This window comes from Mesorhizobium sp. WSM4816, assembly GCF_055811535.1.
Map to the genome: position 1 here is coordinate 205,764 of NZ_JBVVQR010000006.1, position 15,015 is coordinate 220,778.

Below are 15,015 nucleotides of genomic sequence, written 5' to 3' on the forward strand. Positions count from 1 at the left end.
GCCGTTATGAAGCTGCGGACTTGATCTTCGGCCTCCAACTCCCAGGGAGAGAAAAATGACCGTCAGAGTTGCCATCAACGGATTCGGCCGCATCGGCCGCAACATCCTGCGCGCCATCCACGAATCCGGCCGCAGGGACATCGATGTCGTCGCCGTCAACGACCTCGGCCCGGTCGAGACCAATGCACATCTGCTGCGGTACGACAGCGTGCATGGCCGCTTCCCGCATGAAGTGACGGTCGACGGTGACCAGATCACCGTCGGCAGCGAAAAATTCAAGGTCACCGCGATCAAGGACCCGACGCAGCTGCCATGGAAGGAACTCGGCATCGACGTCGCGCTCGAATGCACCGGCATCTTCACCGCCCGCGACAAGGCCGCTGCGCATCTGACCGCTGGCGCCAAGCGCGTCCTCGTCTCGGCGCCTGCCGAGGGCGCCGACCTCACCGTCGTCTATGGCATCAACCACGACAAGCTGACCAAGGACCACATCGTCATCTCGAACGCCTCCTGCACCACCAACTGCCTGGCGCCGCTGGCAGCCGTGCTGCATGAGGCCGTCGGCATCGAGAAGGGTATGATGACGACGATCCACTCCTACACCGGCGACCAGCCGACATTGGACACCATGCACAAGGATCTCTACCGCGCCCGCGCCGCGGCGCTGTCGCAGATCCCGACCTCGACCGGCGCGGCCAAGGCGATCGGCCTGGTGCTGCCCGACCTCAAGGGCAAGCTCGACGGCATCTCCATTCGCGTGCCGACCCCGAACGTCTCGGTCGTCGATTTCAAGTTCATCGCCAAGCGTTCGACCACGGTGCAGGAAATCAACGAGGCGGTGATCGCCGCCTCCAACGGCAAGCTGAAGGGCGTTCTCGCCGTCACCCGTCATCCGAACGTGTCGATCGACTTCAACCACGACCCGCATTCCTCGATCATGGCGCTCGACCAGACCAAGGTAATGGACGGCAACTTCGTTTCGGTGCTGTCCTGGTACGACAATGAATGGGGTTTTTCCAACCGCATGGCCGACACATCAGTCGCCTTCGGCAAGACCATCGCCTGACCGCAGAACCATCTTCTTGCGACTTGAAACGCCCGGCCTGTCCGGGCGTTTTCATGACAGCGCGCAGCGCCCTTTTGAATGCGCAACGACGCTCTAAGGGTTTGTTTGGCAAGACCCGCGCCTTGAGCGCCAAAACACTCGAAAATCAGCGGCATAGCGCAAAAAACCACCCTCACGCCTTGCACCGGTCATGTCTTCGCCTCACTCTCCCGTAAAGCGAGAGGGACACGAATTCGAGGGGCAATGGCGGATGGAGCATGCGATCTATCTCGTGACGTTGGTCGGCGCCGCTCTCGTCGTTGCCGCCGCGTTTTCGAGCCTGATCGCCTTCCGCTTCGGCGCCCCTCTCTTGCTGCTGTTTCTCTGCATTGGCCTGGCCACTGGAACCGACGGCCTCGGCATCCAGTTCGACAATGCGCGGCTGGCTTATTTTGCCGGCTCACTGGCGCTGGCGGTGATCCTGTTCGATTCCGGTTTCGGCACACCGCTCAACGCGTTGCGCCAGGCGGCCGGACCGGCGCTGTCGCTGGCGACCATCGGCGTCCTTTTGACCACTGGCCTGTTCGGCGCGGTCGCCCATTATCTGCTCGATCTCAGCTGGCTGGAATCCTTCCTGCTCGGGGCCGCTGTCGCCTCGACCGACGCGGCAGCGGTGTTCTTCCTGTTGCGCGCCGGCGAGATCAATTTGCGCGAACGCGTACGCTCGACGCTCGAGGTGGAGTCCGGCACCAATGACCCGATCGCCATCTTCCTGACCATAAGCCTGGTCGAGATCATCGCCGCCAACGCCAGCCCCGAGGCCAGGGTGCTGGTTACCGACCTTGTCCTCGGCTTCCTTCTCAACATGGGGCTTGGCGCCGTCGTCGGCATTTTCGGCGGCCTCGCCATCGTTCGCCTCGTCGACCGGCTCAATCTCGACCACGGGCTGCTGCCGATCTTCGTGCTGACGCTGTCGCTGATGGTGTTCGCCGCCGCCGGCGCCATTGGCGGCTCCGGCTTTCTGGCGGTCTATCTCGCCGGCCTCATTGCCGGCAATTCCGACATCCGCGCCGTCACCATCCTCAAGCGCTTCCAGGACGGCATGTCGTGGCTGGCGCAGATCATCATGTTCCTGATCCTCGGCCTGTTCGCGACGCCCTCGCAATTTCCGGCGATCCTGCTGCCGGCGGTGCTGCTGGGCCTGTTCCTGATATTCGTGGCGCGGCCGATCGCCGTCTGGCTTTGCCTGATGCCGTTTCGTCTGCCGCGCCCGGAAGTCGCCTTCGTCTCATGGGTGGGTCTGCGTGGCGCCGTGTCGATCCTGCTCGCCATCACGCCACTGCTTGGCGGTCTTGAGAATGGCCGCCTCATCTTCAACACCGCCTTCATCGTGGTGTTGGTATCGCTGGTCATCCAGGGATGGACCGTCGGACCGCTGGCGCGCCGGCTCGGCCTGATCGTGCCCGCCCGGCTGGGTCCGTTGGACAAGGTCGAGCTCGAACTGCCTGGCTCCGCCCATCACGAGCTGCTCGCCTACCGCGTGGCACCGGGCAGCCCGGTGGCGCGCGGCGAGCGCATTCCGCGCTGGGCGCGGCCGTCGCTGGTGCTGCGTGACGGCCGCTCGATGCGCTTCCAGGACATGGGCAGGCTCGCCGCCGGCGACCATGTCTACATCTTCGTGCCGGATCGCTATCCTGCCCTGCTCGACAAGCTGTTCGCCAGCCGCGCCGTGGTCGACCCCGAGGATGCCGACTTCTTCGGCGCCTTCGCCGTCGATCCGGCGCGCTCCGCCGCGGAACTGGAAGCAGCTTACGCGCCAGGCCTGACCGAGGAGGAACGCAAGCTGACGGTTGGCGACCTGGTGACGGAGCGGCTCGGTGGCCATGCCGAATATGCCGACCGCGTGCTGATTGGTCCGATCGAGCTGATCGTCCGCGACGTCGACGACAAGGGCAGGATCACCGGTCTCGGTCTTTCCCTCGAGCCGACCGCGCCGGTGGCGCGGGTGCCGGTATTCCTGAGTGCCGGCGAGATCGCCGACCGCATCGTTGGCTTTGTTCGCAATTGGCGCAAGCGGACCAAAAAGCCGGGTGCCGAGGCGCCGGACGACGCGGAACCGGCTCCACAGCCAGTGATGGAAAAAACAACCGGCGAGGGCTGACTGCCTGCGACCGAGGCGTGGATCATATTTTCCGTGAACGCCGATGCAGGTCTTGCATCGTCGTTGATGCGGGGTAAGGTCCCCGCGATTTTTCGCGAAAGGGAACAGCATGGCCGGCTTTAAGACACTGGACGACATCGGCAATATCGACGGCAAGCGCGTGCTGGTGCGCGTCGACCTCAACGTTCCCGTCGCCGACGGCAAGGTCACCGACGCCACCCGCATCGAGCGCATCGCGCCGACCATCGCCGAGCTTTCCGGCAAGGGCGCCAAGGTCATCCTGCTTGCCCATTTCGGCCGGCCCAAGGATGGACCTTCGCCCGAATTCTCGCTTGAGCCGATCGCCAGGGCGGCCGCGGAGGTGCTTGGCCGCCCTGTCGGCTTCGCGGCCGATTGCATCGGCGACAAGGCCGCGAGCGCCGTCGCCGCCATGAACAACGGCGACGTGCTGCTGCTCGAAAACACCCGCTTCTACAAGGCCGAGGAGAAGAACGACCCGGCCTTCACCGAAAAGCTCGCCGCCAATGGCGACATCTTCGTCAACGACGCCTTTTCCGCCGCCCACCGCGCCCATTCGTCGACGGAAGGGCTTGCGCAGCTGCTGCCGGCCTTCGCCGGCCGTACCATGCAAGCCGAGCTCGACGCGTTGGAAAAGGGCCTCGGCAATCCCATCCGCCCTGTCGTCGCCATCGTCGGCGGCGCCAAGGTCTCGAGCAAGATCGACCTCCTGATGAATCTGGTGAAGAAGGTCGACGCGCTGGTCATCGGCGGCGGCATGGCCAACACCTTCCTCGCCGCGCGCGGCACCGCCGTCGCAAAATCGCTGTGCGAGCATGACCTCGCCAACACCGCCAAGCAGATCATGATCGAGGCGGCCGAAGCCGGCTGCGCCGTCATCCTGCCGGTCGACGGTGTCGTCGCCAGGGAATTCAAGGCGGGCGCCGCCAGCGAAACCGTCGCCATATCAGAGGTGCCGGCCGACGCCATGATCCTCGATGTCGGCGAAAAGACCGTGAAGACCGTTGCCGACTGGATCGACCGCGCCGCGACGCTGGTCTGGAACGGCCCGCTCGGCGCCTTCGAGATCGAGCCGTTCGACCGGGCGACGGTGGCGGCGGCCAGGCACGCCGCGGCCCGCACCAAGGCCGGCAAATTGATCTCGGTGGCAGGTGGCGGCGACACGGTGGCCGCCCTCAACCATGCCGGCGTCGCCGACGACTTCACCTATGTCTCGACCGCCGGCGGCGCCTTCCTGGAATGGATGGAGGGCAAGCCGTTGCCCGGAGTCGACGTGCTGAAGCGCTGAGGCCCTGGGCAACAGGCGAACAGGGGCGTTTGCGCGTTTCAATCGATTCGAGCTTTCCGCTTGGAATGGTTCGACTTGAACCTGCTTTGCTCTAGTGGTCTGCTAGCCCGGATTTTCACACTGTTTGGAACAACCGGTTCAGGAGGATGCACAATGAGCGAACGACTTGAGGACATTGCCGCTGCGATGGTGGCCGACGGCAAGGGTCTTTTGGCCGCCGACGAGAGTTCCGGCACCATCAAGAAGCGCTTCGACGTCATCGGCGTCGAATCGACCGCCGACAGCCGCCGCGACTATCGCGAGATGATGTTCCGCGCCAGGGAGGCGATGACCAGATACATCTCCGGCGTCATCCTCTATGACGAGACCATTCGCCAGAAAGCCGCCGATGGCACGCCGCTGGTCGACATCATCAAGGCGACCGGCGCCATTCCAGGCATCAAGGTCGATGCCGGCGCCAAGCCGCTGGCCGGGTACCCCGGCGACACCATCACCGAAGGCCTCGACGGCCTGCGCGAGCGGCTCGCCGACTATTACAAGCTCGGCGCCCGTTTCGCCAAATGGCGTGCGGTGATCGACATCGACGTCGCCAGGGGCGTGCCCTCCGCCACGTCGATCGGCTCGAACGCCCATGCGCTCGCCCGCTATGCGGCGCTCTGTCAGGAGGCCGGCATCGTGCCGATCGTCGAGCCGGAGGTGCTGATGGACGGCGCCCACGACATCGGCACCTGCTACGAGATCAGCAAGGCAACGCTGGCGAAACTCTACACCGAGCTCTACGCCGCCCGCGTCGTCCTTGAAGGCACCATTCTGAAGCCGAACATGGTTCTCGCCGGCAAAAAGTCCGGCAGCACCAGCAGCCCCGAGGAAGTCGCCGAAAAGACCATAAAACTGTTCCGCGAGACGGTGCCGGCAGCGATTGGCGGCATCGCCTTTCTCTCCGGTGGGCAATCGGATGAGGAGGCGACCGCCAACCTCAACGCCATCAACGCCATCGGCCCGCATCCATGGAAGCTGACCTTCTCCTATGGCCGCGCCTTGCAGGCGGCGCCACAGAAGGCATGGAGCGGCAAGGCGGCCAACGTCGCCGCTGCCCAGGCAGCCTTCGCCCACCGCGCCCACATGAACCACCTGGCAGCGCTTGGCAAATGGCAGCCGGAATTGGAACAGGCCGCCTGACCGGTTTTTCTATCTTCGTCCGAACCCGGGCCATGTGCCCGGGTTCCATCTGCTCCAAAATGCTCCAAAAAATGCGGCGCCGTGTCGGCTTGCGTTGAGCCCGAACGTCGCTTGCCCTCATTAACTGGCTTTTGATGCAGCGCTTTCTTGCCCTCCTCACCTGGCTCGCCTTTCCGGTCTATGTCTGGCAGGGGCTCGGCGTGCGCCGTCGCACCAGCCGCATGCTGCCGGCACAAGGTCCGGTCATGCACGAGATTTCGGGCCAGGTGCCGGCGATCTCGCTGCTGATGCTTGGCGATTCTTCCGCCGCCTCGGTCGGCATCGGCAATTCCGAATACGGGCTGGCCGCGCAACTGGCCGAGCTGATCTCGAAACGCACCGGCCGCGCGGTGCGCTGGCGGGCAGCCGGCTTCAACTCGGCGACCTCAGGCCAGATCCGCGATCATGTGCTGCCCAATCTGTCGGCCGATCCGTGGACGCATATCGTGCTCGCCATCGGCACCAACGACACCAAGAACTTCCACTCGGTGCCACGCTTCAAAAGCGATTTTGGCGGCCTGCTCTACGCGCTGCGCGCCAAATGGCCGGAGGCGCGCGTGGTGTGGTCGCCGGTGCTGGAATTCACCCGCGCACCGGCAATGCCGCCGCTGCTCGGAAAAATCCTGGAGATCCGCGCCGCCGAGATGAACCGGATGGGCGAGCGCCTTTGCCTCGAACGCGGCGCTGTGGCGGCGCCGCGCCTGCCGATCACCGATGCCGAAGCCGGTTTTGCCTCCGATGGATTTCATGCCTCGGAAGCCGGCTACCGGGCCTGGGCGGAACATCTGGTCGATTTGGTGCTGGCCAACGAACCACGCCTCGCGTAGCGGTCCGCCAGCCGCCAGCCCTAATGCATGTCGCGCAAAAGCATGCCCTCGGGCTTGAACCGAGGGTGTGCAGCGGTTCTGCGATAACGACATGCATAAAACAACAACCTAAAGCGCGTCGCGTGAGGTCGGTCGAACGCGACGCGTTTTAGGCCCAATGGCCCAGCGCCGCTGTTATCGAAATTGCCGCCATCGCCAGCACCGCCAGCTTCCAAAAATCGCTGCGCCGCTTCAGCCCCGGCCAGCCGAGCGGCTTGATCAGCTGGATGACCATCATGGCAATGATAACGAGCGCGAGGAGTTTCGACATGGCCGCTTTTGACTAGCGCATCGGCCCGCAAATCGAAATCGATTTCGGAAAGCACGCGGCGCGCTCCAGCATCGCGCTCAGCTGTCGAAGCGCTCCCGCTCCCTCACGAGAGCGCTATGCCAGCGGCTTGAGGCCGGCCTCGATCGCGGCCCGTTTCGGTTCGAGGAACGGTGGCAAGGCCAGCCTTTCGCCCAGCGTTTCCAGCGGCTCGTCGGCCGTGAATCCCGGGCCGTCTGTCGCAATCTCGAACAGTATGCCGTTTGGCTCCCGGAAATAGAGCGAACGGAAGTAGTATCGCTCGACCTCACCGCTTGAGGGCAGGCGGAATTCGGCCAGCCGCGCCGTCCATTGATGCAAAATCTCTTGGTCCGGCGCCCTGAATGCCACGTGGTGGACCGCACCGGCGCCCTGCCGTGCCGGCGCAAGGCCCGGCTGCACAGCGACATGAAGCTCCGCCGCCGGGCCGCCTTCTCCCATCTCGAAGACGTGAACCTGGCCCTGGCCATCCGGCGAGGCATAGTCCCGCGCCTTGCGCATGTTCATCACCTTGGTCAGCAGGGTTTCAGTGTTGGTGATGTTGGGAACGCTGATGACGACAGGCCCGAGCCCGCGTATCTGGTGCTCGATTGGGACCGGGCTTCGAGCCCAGGGATGACTGTCGCCGTTGCCGCCATCGCTGACGAGACGCAGGCGCTGGCCTTCCGGGTCTTCGAAGTCCAGCGACGGGTAGCCGCCGATATCGCCGATCTCTCCCGTCGCGCCGATCTCTTCCGTCGCGAGGGGCTCGCCGGACAGGTGCTGCTTCCACCAGACAAGGCTTTCAGGGCTGGCGACCCTCAGGCTGGTCCGCGCAATGCTGTTGGTGCCGCGCCGCTCGCGTCCGACCGGCCAATCGAAGAAGGTAAGATCGGTGCCAGGCGTCGCCTCGGCGTCGGCATAAAAAAGGTGATAAGCCGACGTGTCGTCCTGATTGACCGTCTTCTTGACCAGTCGCAGGCCCAGGGTCCTGGTGTAGAAACGAAGGTTTCCGGGTGCATTGGCCGTGATTGCGGTCAGATGGTGAATTCCTGTCAGTTGCAGGCTCATTGTCATCTCCCTGATCTCTGGAAAATTTTTCTCCTTAGATATCAGAACCCCGGCCCTGTCGCTGCTGCGGATTCCGACGGTCCGTCGTTGGCAGATGAAAGACTTGATCCCGGCGACGAGAAAGCGTGCTTTTCCCGGGCAGACGGACGGGGATCGGCAAAACCTGGCACTCTCACCAAAGACCGCTCAGCCTCCTGACAGACTGCTGTCAGGAGGGGTGTGCGATAGTGTCTCCATCGAAAGAGAGGAGACCAGCCATGAACGGTTTTACCATTCTCCGCAGCGTGCAGCACTATGTCGGCAAGATCCGGACGATGCGCAACGAGATCCGCACCCGGCGCTTCATGAACGGCTTGCCGCAGAGCATCCGCAAGGACATCGGTTGGCCGGATAACTATGATTGCCGCCACCGCCGCGGCCATTGAGGCGATTTTTTGCGGCAGCGGTTGCATGCGGACGCCACGCGCCCAGATAAACAGGTCCGGCGGACCGAAAGACGGAGCAGCAAATGTCCGAACAGAAAACTATCGGCGTTCTTTTCATCGATCGCTTCGCCGACTGGGAATACGGGCTGCTCGCGGCTTCGGCGGTCGAATGGTTCGGCGCACGCGCGGTTTCGCTGGCGCCGAACGGCAAGCCGGTGACTTCGGCCAGCGGATTTATGCTGACGCCCGACCGCTCTACCGCGGTTGATGAAAACACCGATCTCGACGCCGTCGCGGTCATCGGCTCCGACCAGTGGGTCGATGCCCCGCCTGATGTCTCCGCACTGCTGACGGCGATAGCGGCGCGCGGCGGCGTGGTCGGCGGCATCTGCGCCGGCACGCTGGCACTGGCGCGTGCCGGCCTGTTCGGCAACGCCAAACACACCAGCAATGGTCGTGACTGGATCAACGAAAAGGAACCGGGCTATCCGGGCGCCCAGAACTATCAGGACGTGCCCTATGCCGTCGCCGACGGTCGCATCGTGTCCGCGCCGGGTTCGGCTCCCGGCACCTTCGCTCTTGCCTATTTGAAGACGCTCTATCCCCAGAGAAGCAGCGATCTCGCTGAGATGCGCACGCTGTTCGCCAAGGAGTATGCAGAAGGGGAATATGCTGAAGCCTCCTGACAGTATGGTGTCAGGAGCGGCGTGCAATACTTCGAAAGTACCAGGAGACAGACATGGCCTTCATCCCTGCAACAGCTTCGGGCTCTTCGTCTAGGTGACGCATGGTAAAGAGCTGGAACGACAGGCTGAACACGCCGGGCATCAACGGTATCAAGCCGGCGCCGCGGACTGTTGGCGACGTCGTCGAGGGCCAGCCGATGCTGGTGCCGATGGCTCGGCAGGTCGATGATTTCATTCGCTCCATTCCAGAGGGCGTGGCCATGGATATCCGCGCGTTGCGCGCCGCGCTCGCCATTGAGCATGGCGCCGAAGTGACATGTCCGGTCACCATCGGCTATCATCTGCGCACTATCGCCGAGGCCGCGAACGAGGATCTGGAACGTGGCATGACGCTGAGCGACATCACACCGTTCTGGCGGGTGCTGGATGCAAAGACGCCGACAACAGGGAAGTTGTCCTTCGGCGCGGCATTCGTCGCCGCGCAGCGCAAGCGCGAAGGGCTTGAGCCATAATGCATCGCCCGAAAGTTGGAACCGGTTTGGGGACAACGACAGGCTAAAAACAACATCGAGGGACCGTACGATGCGCCGCGCCGACAGGCTCTTCCAGATCGTGCAGCATCTGCGCGGTGGCCGTCTGGTCACCGCCCAGAAGCTGGGCACGTGGCTCGAGGTTTCCGAGCGAACCATCTACCGCGACATCGCCGACCTGCAGTCGACGGGCGTGCCGATCGACGGCGAGGCCGGCGTCGGCTACATGATGAGGGAGGGTTTCGACCTTCCGCCGCTGATGTTCACGCGTGACGAGATCGTCGCGCTGGTCGCCGGCGCCCGCATGGTGCGAGCATTTGGCGGCGCTGCCATGGCGCGGGCCGCCGACGAGGCGCTGGTCAAGATCGGCGCCGTGCTGCCCGATGCCGAAAAGGACCGCATCGCCCGCACCGAGATCCACACGCCGATGTGGGTGGTGAGCGACGCCGCCCGCGAAGCAATCGACCTGATCGAGCGCGCGGTGGAAAAACGCCAGGTGCTGACGATCGACTACTCCGACGAAGCAGGCCGCAGCACCGTGCGCGACATCAGGCCATTGGGCCTGTGGTTCTGGGGCAAGGTGTGGACGCTGGTCGCCTGGTGCGAGATGCGCGACGACTTTCGCGCTTTCCGCATCGACCGCATTGCTTCAGTGGTCATAGCCGGCCGCGTCTTCAAGCCGGAGCGCGGCAAGCAGCTCGCCGATTTTTACCGTGCGGTGGAACGCAGCGAGGACTACGGCATGGCGCCGGACCGGGCCGCGCGAACCTAGGCGCGGCGCCTCTTCCTTCTCCCCTTGTGGGAGAAGGTGGCCGCGAAGCGGCCCGATGAGGGCTGTTCCAGGGAACGCCGACGCCTCATTTCTTCCAACACCCCTCTTCCGTCTCAGCGCTGCGCGCCGATCCACCTTCTCCCACAAGGGGAGAAGGAAGAGGCGCCTCAGCCCTCCTCGTCGTCCTTGTCCTCGTCCTTCGACTTCAGCGCCGAGAGCTTGGCGAAGACGGCGTTGGCGTCGAGTTCCGCATCCTCGTCCCTTGGCTTCTCCGGCGCCGGCACGAGGCGCTCGGTCAATGCCGCCGGCAGCAGCGTGTCGCCGGCCGGCTGTGCCTGTTCGCGGCCACGCGAGGCGCGGTTGACTTCCATGTCGAGGTCGATCTGCGAGGCGAGCCCCAGCGTCACCGGATCCATCGGCTGCAGGTTGGCTGAGTTCCAGTGCTTTCTGTCGCGGATCTGGTCGATCGTCGACTTGGTGGTGCCGACGAGGCGCGCGATCTGCGCGTCCTTCAACTCGGGATGGTTGCGCACCAGCCAGAGGATGGCGTTGGGCCGGTCCTGGCGCTTCGACAGCGGCGTGTAGCGCGGACCCTTGCGCTTGGATTCCGGCACCCGCACCTTGGGGTCTGACAGCTTCAGCCGATGGTTCGGATCCTTCTCGGCGCGTGCGATCTCGTCGCGGCTCAGCTGGCCGGTCATGATCGGGTCCATGCCCTTGATGCCTTGCGCCGATTCGCCGTCGGCGATCGCCTTGACCTCGAGCGGATGCAGTCCGCAGAACTGCGCGATCTGCTCGAAGGACAGCGCGGTGTTGTCGACCAGCCAGACGGCGGTCGCCTTGGGCATCAGCAGCGTATTGGCCATTGCAAATATCCTTCTCGTTCGCCCGCGTTCCCGCGCGGGCGGTGGTTTTAGAGCCACCAAAATGGGAAAATCGCGGTTTATATAGCCGCTCCGTTGCCGTTCCGCAACGTTTTTGGAAGGTGGTCGCGAGATGGCGGGAGATATCGAACCTGTCAAGGCAGCCTTGTCGGCTTCAGCATCGCGCCCTCGGTGAGCCGCTCAGCGGCCGCGGCCGCTAGCCCGGCAACAAAACGTCCTTCTGTCGGCATTTGCCGACTGTTAGTGGGAACATGTTTCATCCACATTTCGCTTCGGTAGCGGCGACCTGCTTTGGGAGAGCAAGCCGCAGCCGATGTGGGCTGATCGATGTTGGAAACCGGGCACGCTGGCGCGGCGGGGTTGTTTCCGTTCGCCATTTCCTATGCGCTTCTGGCAATGCTGCCGGGCGCCAATTTTGCTGTCGTCGCGCAGGCCGGGCTAACCGCTTCGCGTACTACAGCGCTTTCGGCAGCTGCCGGCATTGCCTTGGGCGCGAGTTCGCTGGCGATGGTCGTCGCGACGGGCGCCGCCGCGTTGCCGCCGGGGGGCATTGCGCACCAGATAGCCGCCAGCCTTTACGGCGCAATGCTGGTCTTCATCGGCTGGAATTCGATGCGGCGGGCGCTGTCGATCACGATCGGCGCCGACGAGCCGAAGCCGGTTCCAATCGTTCGGTACTTCCGGCTGGGGTTTGTCACGGCGGCGGCAAATCCGGCCACCGCATTGTTTTTTGCATCCTCTGCGCTGAGCTTGAATACGCGCGGGGCAATCCAGATATCCGTGGCAGCGCTGGTTTTTGCCATTGCAATCGCCTGGTTTGGCCTTGTCGGGCTGGCTATTTCCCAGCCAGCCATGCGCGAATTCTATAACCGTTTCCGCAAGCACGTGGACATCGTGCTAGGAGGCGCCTTGATAGCGATTGGTTTTGCCGCGCTTAGCCATTGAAGCGACAAATAGACGGCCTTTCCACCGATTTAATGCATGTCGCGCAAAAGTGTGCAGCGGTTTTGCGATAACGACATGCATAAAAACAACAACCTTAAGCGCGTCGCATGAGGCCGGTCGAACGCGACGCGCTTTAGGCCGATCGTCATCTGCGATTGAGCGGTTCTGTGCTCTTGAGCAAGGCGACGAGTTGGCTTTGCTGGCTTGTCCCGGTCTTGGTGAAAATCCGTTCGAGATAGGTCCGGCCGGTCTTCACGGTGATCTTCAAGTCGGATGCCGCATCTTTCAAGGGTCGTCCCTGCGAAAGCGCGGCGGCCAGACGTGCCTCGGAGGGCGTCAGGTCGAACAAGCCCGCGAGGAGGGTTGGTGAAGGCACGACGGCACTGGCCCTTACTTCCGTTGCAGCAACCAGGATGTCCGCGCCGGTGAAAATGTCATGAGCGGCGCGGCGCAGCGGCAAAAGATGGATGACCACAGCCGGCCGGCTTTCGTTCGCGGCAACAGGAATGGATCGGACCGCGAAATCGTTGCGGTTCTCGCGAATGGCCTGCTGGAAAAGCGCATTGGCGGAGGCATTGGCGATCGCCATGCCGCCATAGGCGGTTCGCAGAAACATCTCGGTCTTTTCTTCCAGCAGGCTGTTGGCCGTCAGCACGCGTCCCGATGCAGCCATGACCGCGGCCGGCAGCCCGATGGTCTCGAGTGCCGAGGCGGTCGCCCTGGCCTGTTCCAACCCCAATCGCGCCGAGACCATGCCGGCCCGCGCGAAATGCGGGCGAAGCTGGTCCAGCCGATCGACCGACGCCCGATCGTAGGTGCCATCCTTCATCCACCGTTGAAAGACGAAAGTGACGAGTTCGCCGCTCGGCATCGCAACTGTCGAACAAACGTGCGCGCCGATACCGGCCGCTCTCAGTTTTACCCGCACAGGATCGTTTTCGACCTCTTCGGCTGTCAGGAAATCTTCGACCTGAACGAAGCTCGCCGGCTGCATGCTGCACATACGCTGGGTGGCGTCAGAGAATTTCCAGGCGTCGCTGGCGACAAATTCGTCAAACAAGGATCGGATGGCGTTGCCCGAAGAAACGTCACTCAATCTGCCGCGGACCGGAGAATCGGCGCTGAACAGGAAGATGGCGCCAGTGGCCGAACCAGAAATACTGCCGGCAGATTCGAGCGTCTCCCCCCAAAGCTCCGGCACGAAAGCCGCCTCGTAGATCTTGTCCGTCAGATCGTCGAACATGGGCCCAAGCCTGTTTCAGAGTCAGCACGCTACTGGCCCGGATCAGCGCTCCCACCCTCTGACCTAGTCCCGCGCGATCAAAATGCCCACGCTGAAACTGGAGTCAATTGCGGTCGAGTTGTATTCGGATCTGGATAGTGGCCATCATAGCAGCCGCTGCTGTTGCCTCGGACTTCAAAACGACAAAACCCGCCGGACTGATCCAGCGGGCTCGGAACCGGCGGCGGGAAATCCGCCTGCCTCGGCTCTTGCTTGGCGCATCAAAGCGTCTTGCGGGCGATCCTCTCGATGTCACCACGGTTGATGCCGAGGTCGTTGAGCTCGCGGGCGTTCAAGCGGTTCAGTTCGCGCACGGTTTCATTGTACATGCGCCAGTTACGGAAAGCACGGATCGGGTTCATGGTAGTCCTCCATCGTTTCGATGCCGCTCAAATAGGCACCGCTGATGAAAAGTTGAACAGACGCTTTTGCATGGCGGCAATGCGTTTGTTGCATTGCGCAATTAAGGTTTTGTTCAGCTTGCTTGCCGACCGTCAGCCGACATCGAGCACGATCTTGCCGATGTGGTCGCCGTCCTCCATCCGCTCATGCGCCCGCCACGCCTCCCTGAGCGGAAAGATCATGTCCATGACCGGTGCTACCTTGCGGGTGCCGAGCAGCGGCCACACCTGCGCCTCCAGCGCTGCGGCGATCGCCGCCTTGAATTCGACGGTGCGCGGCCGCAGCATCGAGCCGGTGTGGGTGAGCCGCTTGGCCATCATCTTCGAGAAGTCGGTCCTTGCCACCGCCCCGCTCTGCGTGGCGATCTGGATGATGCGACCTTCCACCGCCGCGGCCTCGTAGTTTCGCGCCACATAGTCGCCGGCGACCATGTCGAGGATGACGTTGGCGCCCTTGCCGCAGGTCGCGTCCTTGACCGCCGCGACAAAGTCCTCCTCGCGGTAGTTGATCGCCCGGTCGGCGCCGAGCTTCAGACAGGCGTCACACTTCTCCTGGCTGCCGGCAGTGGTAATGACATGGGCGCCGAAGGCCGAGGCGAGCTGGATCGCCGTGGTGCCGATCCCGGACGAGCCGCCATGCACGAGCAGCGCCTCGCTGCTCTTCAGGGCGCCGCGTTCGAAGACATTATGCCAGACGGTGAAGTAGTTTTCCGGTACCGCCGCCGCTTCGGTGTGGGTAAAGCCGGCGGGCAGCGGCAGCACGCTGCCGGCATGCACCTTGACGTATTCGGCATAGCCGCCGCCGGGCGTCAGCGCGCAGACCCGATCGCCGACGCGCCAGCGCGATATCTCGTCGCCAAGAGCGGCAACTTCGCCTGACGCTTCGAGGCCCGGCAGGTCCGACGCACCAGGCGGCGGCGGGTAGACCCCCTTGCGTTGCTGCACATCCGGCCGGTTGATACCGGCGGCGCGCACCCGGATCAGGATTTCGCCGGGACCGGGCACCGGCACGTCACGCGTTTCCGGTTTTAGCACCCGCGGTCCGCCGGGTTCCGAGATCGCGATGGCCGTCATCTTCGCCGGAATTCTGTCCTGTCCGCTCGCCATGAATTTTTTCCCGTCTCGCTTCGCCAGTTT

16 protein-coding genes are annotated in these 15,015 nt (G+C 63.6%); 10 read left to right on the forward strand and 6 right to left on the reverse strand.

Annotated elements, in window-relative coordinates:
* Positions 1-55 precede the first annotated feature (55 nt).
* The 5 genes from gap to AC0L3H_RS10445 all read left to right on the forward strand — a co-directional run bounded on the left by gap (position 56) and on the right by AC0L3H_RS10445 (position 6,557).
* Complete coding sequence (gap, locus tag AC0L3H_RS10425; RefSeq protein ID WP_473585383.1) at positions 56-1,066, forward strand: type I glyceraldehyde-3-phosphate dehydrogenase; 1,011 nt, start codon at positions 56-58, stop codon at positions 1,064-1,066.
* A gap of 250 nt (positions 1,067-1,316) precedes the next feature.
* Positions 1,317-3,206 carry a potassium/proton antiporter gene (locus AC0L3H_RS10430; protein WP_473585384.1) on the forward strand — a complete coding sequence of 630 codons (1,890 nt, stop codon included), beginning with the start codon at positions 1,317-1,319 and terminating at the stop codon, positions 3,204-3,206.
* A 109-nt stretch (positions 3,207-3,315) separates the two neighbouring features.
* Entirely contained in the window at positions 3,316-4,512 is a 1,197-nt protein-coding gene (locus AC0L3H_RS10435) for a phosphoglycerate kinase (protein WP_473585385.1), read from the forward strand.
* 153 nt (positions 4,513-4,665) lie between these two features.
* Positions 4,666-5,691: a class I fructose-bisphosphate aldolase gene (locus AC0L3H_RS10440; protein WP_473512207.1), complete on the forward strand. Its 1,026-nt coding sequence runs from the start codon at positions 4,666-4,668 to the stop codon at positions 5,689-5,691.
* Positions 5,692-5,825: 134 nt separating this feature from the next.
* Positions 5,826-6,557, forward strand: a complete 732-nt coding sequence (locus tag AC0L3H_RS10445; protein ID WP_473585386.1) for an SGNH/GDSL hydrolase family protein — start codon at positions 5,826-5,828, stop codon at positions 6,555-6,557.
* 148 nt (positions 6,558-6,705) lie between these two features.
* Here the strand turns inward: AC0L3H_RS10445 and AC0L3H_RS10450 are convergent, their stop codons facing one another.
* On the reverse strand, positions 6,706-6,867 hold the full coding sequence (locus AC0L3H_RS10450; RefSeq protein ID WP_128170600.1) for a hypothetical protein: 162 nt from the start codon (positions 6,865-6,867) through the stop codon (positions 6,706-6,708).
* Positions 6,868-6,981: 114 nt separating this feature from the next.
* Entirely contained in the window at positions 6,982-7,953 is a 972-nt protein-coding gene (locus AC0L3H_RS10455; RefSeq protein WP_473585387.1) for a ring-cleaving dioxygenase, read from the reverse strand.
* A gap of 257 nt (positions 7,954-8,210) precedes the next feature.
* Between AC0L3H_RS10455 and AC0L3H_RS10460 the strand changes: the two genes are divergently transcribed.
* From AC0L3H_RS10460 to AC0L3H_RS10475, 4 genes are all read left to right on the forward strand, one after another.
* A complete protein-coding gene (locus AC0L3H_RS10460; RefSeq protein ID WP_023797061.1) occupies positions 8,211-8,378 on the forward strand; it encodes a hypothetical protein in 168 nt (55 codons plus the stop codon).
* 83 nt (positions 8,379-8,461) lie between these two features.
* The gene (locus AC0L3H_RS10465; protein ID WP_473585388.1) at positions 8,462-9,064 is read left to right on the forward strand and encodes a DJ-1/PfpI family protein; all 603 of its coding nucleotides are present in this window, start codon (positions 8,462-8,464) and stop codon (positions 9,062-9,064) included.
* 101 nt (positions 9,065-9,165) lie between these two features.
* Positions 9,166-9,576 (forward strand): hypothetical protein, encoded by a 411-nt coding sequence (locus AC0L3H_RS10470; protein WP_473585389.1) that lies wholly within the window; start codon positions 9,166-9,168, stop codon positions 9,574-9,576.
* 70 nt (positions 9,577-9,646) lie between these two features.
* The gene (locus AC0L3H_RS10475; protein ID WP_023797058.1) at positions 9,647-10,366 is read left to right on the forward strand and encodes a helix-turn-helix transcriptional regulator; all 720 of its coding nucleotides are present in this window, start codon (positions 9,647-9,649) and stop codon (positions 10,364-10,366) included.
* Between the two features lie 167 nt (positions 10,367-10,533).
* On the opposite strand, the gene AC0L3H_RS10480 is transcribed toward AC0L3H_RS10475, so the two are convergent.
* Entirely contained in the window at positions 10,534-11,232 is a 699-nt protein-coding gene (locus tag AC0L3H_RS10480; protein WP_023797057.1) for a DUF1013 domain-containing protein, read from the reverse strand.
* A gap of 414 nt (positions 11,233-11,646) precedes the next feature.
* On the opposite strand from AC0L3H_RS10480, the gene AC0L3H_RS10485 reads away from it, so the two are divergent.
* Entirely contained in the window at positions 11,647-12,195 is a 549-nt protein-coding gene (locus AC0L3H_RS10485; protein WP_473585415.1) for a LysE family transporter, read from the forward strand.
* 145 nt (positions 12,196-12,340) lie between these two features.
* Here AC0L3H_RS10485 and AC0L3H_RS10490 read toward each other — a convergent pair whose 3' ends face one another.
* The 3 genes from AC0L3H_RS10490 to AC0L3H_RS10500 all read right to left on the reverse strand — a co-directional run bounded on the left by AC0L3H_RS10490 (position 12,341) and on the right by AC0L3H_RS10500 (position 14,985).
* Positions 12,341-13,438 (reverse strand): helix-turn-helix transcriptional regulator, encoded by a 1,098-nt coding sequence (locus AC0L3H_RS10490; RefSeq protein WP_473585390.1) that lies wholly within the window; start codon positions 13,436-13,438, stop codon positions 12,341-12,343.
* A 260-nt stretch (positions 13,439-13,698) separates the two neighbouring features.
* Positions 13,699-13,839, reverse strand: coding sequence for a DUF1127 domain-containing protein (locus AC0L3H_RS10495; RefSeq protein WP_023797054.1), 141 nt, complete (start codon positions 13,837-13,839; stop codon positions 13,699-13,701).
* A 132-nt stretch (positions 13,840-13,971) separates the two neighbouring features.
* On the reverse strand, positions 13,972-14,985 hold the full coding sequence (locus tag AC0L3H_RS10500) for an NAD(P)H-quinone oxidoreductase (RefSeq protein ID WP_473585391.1): 1,014 nt from the start codon (positions 14,983-14,985) through the stop codon (positions 13,972-13,974).
* Positions 14,986-15,015: the final 30 nt, after the last annotated feature.